This window comes from Photorhabdus sp. RM322S, assembly GCF_042879395.1.
Taxonomy (GTDB): Bacteria; Pseudomonadota; Gammaproteobacteria; order Enterobacterales; family Enterobacteriaceae; genus Photorhabdus; species Photorhabdus khanii.
Genome location: NZ_JBHFKW010000091.1, coordinates 1 through 4,596, shown reverse-complemented (window position 1 = coordinate 4,596; position 4,596 = coordinate 1). Strand labels below are relative to the sequence as shown.

The 4,596-nt window shown below is 38.2% G+C and carries 6 protein-coding genes and 2 pseudogenes; 1 reads left to right on the top strand and 7 read right to left on the bottom strand.

Features of this window, described 5'->3' with window-relative positions; translation table 11 throughout:
• Positions 1 to 1,274: 1,274 nt before the first annotated feature.
• From ACGF63_RS22400 to ACGF63_RS22385, 4 genes and pseudogenes are all read right to left on the bottom strand, one after another.
• Positions 1,275 to 1,583: a hypothetical protein gene (locus tag ACGF63_RS22400; RefSeq protein WP_152963932.1), complete on the bottom strand. Its 309-nt coding sequence runs from the start codon at positions 1,581 to 1,583 to the stop codon at positions 1,275 to 1,277.
• Between the two features lie 29 nt (positions 1,584 to 1,612).
• A complete protein-coding gene (locus tag ACGF63_RS22395; protein ID WP_152963931.1) occupies positions 1,613 to 1,855 on the bottom strand; it encodes a hypothetical protein in 243 nt (80 codons plus the stop codon).
• A gap of 442 nt (positions 1,856 to 2,297) precedes the next feature.
• A complete protein-coding gene (locus ACGF63_RS22390) occupies positions 2,298 to 2,609 on the bottom strand; it encodes a hypothetical protein (RefSeq protein ID WP_152963930.1) in 312 nt (103 codons plus the stop codon).
• A 12-nt stretch (positions 2,610 to 2,621) separates the two neighbouring features.
• A pseudogene (locus tag ACGF63_RS22385) lies at positions 2,622 to 3,086 on the bottom strand (HNH endonuclease); the annotation flags it as partial.
• A 117-nt stretch (positions 3,087 to 3,203) separates the two neighbouring features.
• On the opposite strand from ACGF63_RS22385, the gene ACGF63_RS22380 reads away from it, so the two are divergent.
• Positions 3,204 to 3,431 carry a hypothetical protein gene (locus ACGF63_RS22380; protein ID WP_239002571.1) on the top strand — a complete coding sequence of 76 codons (228 nt, stop codon included), beginning with the start codon at positions 3,204 to 3,206 and terminating at the stop codon, positions 3,429 to 3,431.
• Between the two features lie 165 nt (positions 3,432 to 3,596).
• Here ACGF63_RS22380 and ACGF63_RS22375 read toward each other — a convergent pair whose 3' ends face one another.
• The 3 genes and pseudogenes from ACGF63_RS22375 to ACGF63_RS22365 all read right to left on the bottom strand — a co-directional run.
• Entirely contained in the window at positions 3,597 to 4,118 is a 522-nt protein-coding gene (locus ACGF63_RS22375; protein WP_152963928.1) for an SMI1/KNR4 family protein, read from the bottom strand.
• 22 nt (positions 4,119 to 4,140) lie between these two features.
• Positions 4,141 to 4,407 (bottom strand): HNH endonuclease, encoded by a 267-nt coding sequence (locus ACGF63_RS22370; RefSeq protein WP_387633280.1) that lies wholly within the window; start codon positions 4,405 to 4,407, stop codon positions 4,141 to 4,143.
• A 108-nt stretch (positions 4,408 to 4,515) separates the two neighbouring features.
• A pseudogene (locus tag ACGF63_RS22365) lies at positions 4,516 to 4,596 on the bottom strand (RHS repeat-associated core domain-containing protein); the annotation flags it as partial.

Here is a 4,596-nt window from a genome sequence, read left to right as displayed (position 1 = left end):
GAAAAAGTTTATTCACTGATTGAAAACATTATTTAAATCAGTTAATTTTCAAATATATTATCTGATTAACCTATTCTATATTATCATTCATCCTTTTTCACTAATATTTTTATGATGAGCAGCTTTTAAATTGTTATTAAAAGCCATTTTTTAACCTCTAATTTTAATTGGTATAATAAGGTTTTAATCGTTGTTTTTACTACTCTTAACACCTGTTTTATATTAAATTTAATCATCATGGCATATTGTGTTTCACGTTTAATCAACGTTAATTATACTTGCTTTTTATCTTTGTTAATGCTGTTTTACTGGCAATTTTGAACAGTTTTCATAAGTTACTCTCCTTTCTTTTATCTTCATAAATCAACCAATAAATAGCTTGACAGTATAAAGATGCCCCTTTATGTTTTTTCAGATAATATTATTTTTTTTCGCTGATTCCTTTTCAATTTTATGTTAATGGTTAATGGATTTCGATTAAATTTGATTCACGTCTTTTTAAAAAACTGCACTTATAGTTAAATCCGTCTTTTATATAAAAGCTTTAATATCTCTGTTTTTGTGCTTTTAAATGGTTATGGGAGGTTAGGTAAAAATAAGCAGAGGATAGCATTGCCGATAAATGAATTAAATATGGATGTGAATAGGCCGTTAAAGGGAAATGCAGGTAAAAAGATAAAATGAACCCTTTTAAAATGGTGATATCGAGTAAAATGATTTTTATTCCGAGAGTTTTATTATTTTTTAATTAAAAATTCATTTAATGAATGGTTTTCATTGAGATATTTTTGTAAATCTAATAGTTTTTCCGTTTCCTACCTTGTATTTAAATTTTCCCATTTTCATTAAATTAATACTCGGATTTTATCGTTTTTCCTTTTTCCTGTATTTGATTTTTAGGTTTAAAACTAAAGGGGATAATAGGTATACTAATGGTATTAAAATAAAAGTCTATTTTTTTAATCCAGCTAAACGCTATTGTTATTTTTGTGCTATGCGGTTAACTCTGCTAAATGTTTTAATATAATCTCATGTTTTTGTTACTTCCGTTGACCCACGCTGAAGCATTGGCGCAACGGGTCAAGCGCCTGAACTGAACGGAAATACACGCCTGTGTGGTGAATGAAGAAGAAGCCTGGCAGATTAAGGATGCCATTGATAAGCTCTAGTCGGCGCTGGCTTATCACGGGTATAAGCCACGGTAGATCATTAAGAAAACCGGAAGATCACAGAGATCTTTCCGGCCTTTAAATCAATTAAATAACCACCGTGAATTATGGCAGCAAAAACACTCTGGCTACTTTTTTAGGCCCTTCGTAAATATCAAAATATTCGTTCGTTTCCATTCGTTCTTTAGGGGCTGTATCCATAAGAAAATTAACACAGCCTTCACTTATATATTTATTGTCTTTTCCGTCTATCTTTACAGTTGATTCAATTTCGAAAACGACACTCCAGGCATTATTTTGCCAATTGATATCTCCAAGAAATCTCGCTACAGAAAAGTATCTTCCTGCTGAAAGAGGAGGAGTTTTTCGTCCTCCTTCGTTTTTAGAAAGCCATTCAATCCTGACTAAATGCATTGATAATTACCTAATTAAAGTCAAAATATCTAACACCTTGTAGTTTTAACGTTTTTACTCCACGTTACTTTTACTCTTGGATCATTTAATTGTTCCACTTGTGTATATCTTGCTGGACCAATTCCATCCAAATGAGGGTCTACGTGCATTTTTCCAGCTATATCGTCTGGTACATTTATCTGCACAACTTGGAATGTACTTCCTCCATGACCCATTTTATTGCCCCACGTAACAACATCTTTGTAAGACTCAGCAAACCATTTACCTTCCATAGTTCCTTGTCCTGCGGCCCATTTGCCTGTTTCCACCAATTGGTTATATTCAGAGAGATTCATCCCTCTATATAACATCATCAACCCAAGGGGATCGACCCAGGTCAGGGGGTTTGGCGCATAAGTGTATAAGTTTATACCCCCATTCAGTCCGAGGGGGTCAGGCGTGATAAACCGGCCAATTTCCGGGGCATAATACCGATACGTACTAAAATGCAGCCCGGTTTACTCGTATCATCCTGATACTCGCCCTTTCAGGGTAGCGCTACGCGCTATTCAAATTTGTTCCGAACAAACTTTCTTTGTCAAAATATTGGCCTGCATAGCGCCGGTTTTGCCTGAAACGTGAGATAAAGCTGCGTATGCAGGAGATGATTAACAACTACGGCACGAGATAACCATGAAGCACAGTGGGAAGCTCTCTTCGAGCTTCCCGTCTGATTTAATCTAAGAAGTCATCTTCTTCGAGATAATAAACCACCGCTTCTAATAATTCATCACGGGTTGCATTGGGGTGGTGCTCCAGTTTGTTATCGATAATGGCTCCGAATGTTTGATAATCCAGCCAGCCTTTATACTTATCTTCCATTTCATCCATATCTTCCAGTTCGTCATCTGTCTCTGGCAGATAATAGGTGGCTTTATCGATATAACTACTTTCATTCACAAAGCCAACATCTACAAAAAAGCACCATGCTTCATCAAGCTCTCTATAAATGGATAGTAATCCATCAAAGCTTATGACTGTTTTCATTATATTTTCCTTTTAACGACAACCATTACCACCGCCCCATTTTTTGCGGCCACCTGAGCCATCGGGGTGATAGATTTTGTGATAAGACTTATGATCATTGTAATCAACTAAACTTAGCTTACCGGCCTGATTCTCATGATGCCAAGTCATGCCTTTAGGTGCGGTAGGTTTAAAATTGCCACGACTGCTAGGCTGAACATGCTTAGCCACACTTGAGTACTTAGTCTGCATTTCACGCCTGAATGCCGGATCGCGCTGCATTCTTTCGTGCACAGATTGGTTGCCCCGTTTAAAATGTTGACTATCGGATAACGTGTATTCAGATGGATTTAATGTATGTTCATGGAACACATGGTACTTCCCTAAACCCCGCTGACCTTCCCCTTTGTATAACCCCCAAGGATCGATCCATGTCATCGGATTCGGCGCATAGGTATACAGGTTCAATCCACCGGCTAAGCCGATCGGGTCTTCGGCACTATCCCGACGCCATCATACAGGTTAGCGGACTTTTCCCCTTGATTTAGCAACCTTTTTCTCCACCGCTTTTTCCCGCCCTGTTAAAGAACATGCCAACTCGCCCCGACGGGCACTTTGCCGATTTTAGCTCACTTTTTCCCCGCTGTCATAACCGAGTTTTTGCCCGCTTATCGCGGTTTTCAACAGGGAGTCCCCGCTTGCGGGAGATTAAACAACAGATGCGGCGTTGATAACCGGTTTTGTGGGTTAAGGGAAGAGGATGAGATGACGATTGCCATGGAACATTTACAGGATATTCAGTTAACCCACGTTGAAGCGCTGCCCTTGGCCCAGCTGGTTTAAGCGGCTGTGCTGGTCTGAGATATGCGCCTGTGCGGTGAATGAGGAAGAAGCGTCAGATTAAGGATGCCATCGGTAAGCTCCAGTCGGCGCTAGCTTATCACGGGTATGAGCCACGATAAATATAAGAAGCTGGAAGATCGCAAGGATCTTCCGGTCTGTTCTATTCTATAAGCTTTGAATTAACTTCATGCCTTTATCTTTAGTTTGCGAAAGTATCTGTTTAAAAAACTCTTCGAAAGAATGAGATATTTTGTAAAGGTTTCCACATTCATCAACTTCATTAAAAGCAATATCTTGTACATCATCTTCAACATGCAAGTGGGTTCTATCCCAATAATAGACACCCTCATGTTCTCCTTTAGTTACCAATACGTAAAAATTACCACCAGGATCTGTACCAATGATCAAAGAATTTTTTATGAATGACAATTCATCCAAATAGTCATTATTTATCTCATTTAAGTTGAAGTTCTCATTTTCTATATTGATACCAAATAAAGAATCAAAAGCTACTTCACCATCATCAACACCTTGGTATGTAAGATTACATGCGTCCGGATCTTCAACATAAAATCCGTTATATTTCTTTAAGAAAGAGCGGTAACTTTCAGGAAAAATTATTGAATAACACTGCTCAATAGATAAAATTTCACTATCGTCTATATTAATACCATGATTTATTGGCATAAATTTACCCCGACACTATTTTTCAACATTTTTTTCTTAGCTTTGATGCCCCACCGAGATGAGTGAATTTATTGTGTATGTTTTTAGGTACTTCCTGCATTGTTTTTCCATTTTCATGGTGATGCCAAGTATTTAATTTATAGTCGGCTTTCCCTTGTGGTGCTACCGCATCCGCTTTTGCAAAATCACCATTCCCAAATTTATTGTGATTTCCTTTCAGATCAGGAACATCCACACGTTGCCTTTCATATGGCGTAAAGTCAGGATAACCATTAGGATAACGAACCACATTCCCGGACGCATCTTTATAAGCCCACGTTTGGGTATCTATTTCTTGCCAGACTGTACCACCTTTATTACTCCACTTAACGATATCAGGAGAATTTAGTGGTTTTCCTGTTAATCCCCACGGATCGATCCACGTCACCGGATTGGGCGCATACTGATATAAGTTCAGCCCGCCTTTCAGCCCTAGCGG

Excerpts from the sequence above, each read along its gene's own strand:
- ACGF63_RS22400 (WP_152963932.1), bottom strand. The coding sequence starts at position 1,583 with ATGCATTTAGTCAGGATTGAATGGCTTTCTAAAAACGAAGGAGGACGA.
- ACGF63_RS22395 (WP_152963931.1), bottom strand. The coding sequence starts at position 1,855 with ATGGAAGGTAAATGGTTTGCTGAGTCTTACAAAGATGTTGTTACGTGG.
- ACGF63_RS22390 (WP_152963930.1), bottom strand. The coding sequence starts at position 2,609 with ATGAAAACAGTCATAAGCTTTGATGGATTACTATCCATTTATAGAGAG.
- ACGF63_RS22375 (WP_152963928.1), bottom strand. The coding sequence starts at position 4,118 with ATGCCAATAAATCATGGTATTAATATAGACGATAGTGAAATTTTATCT.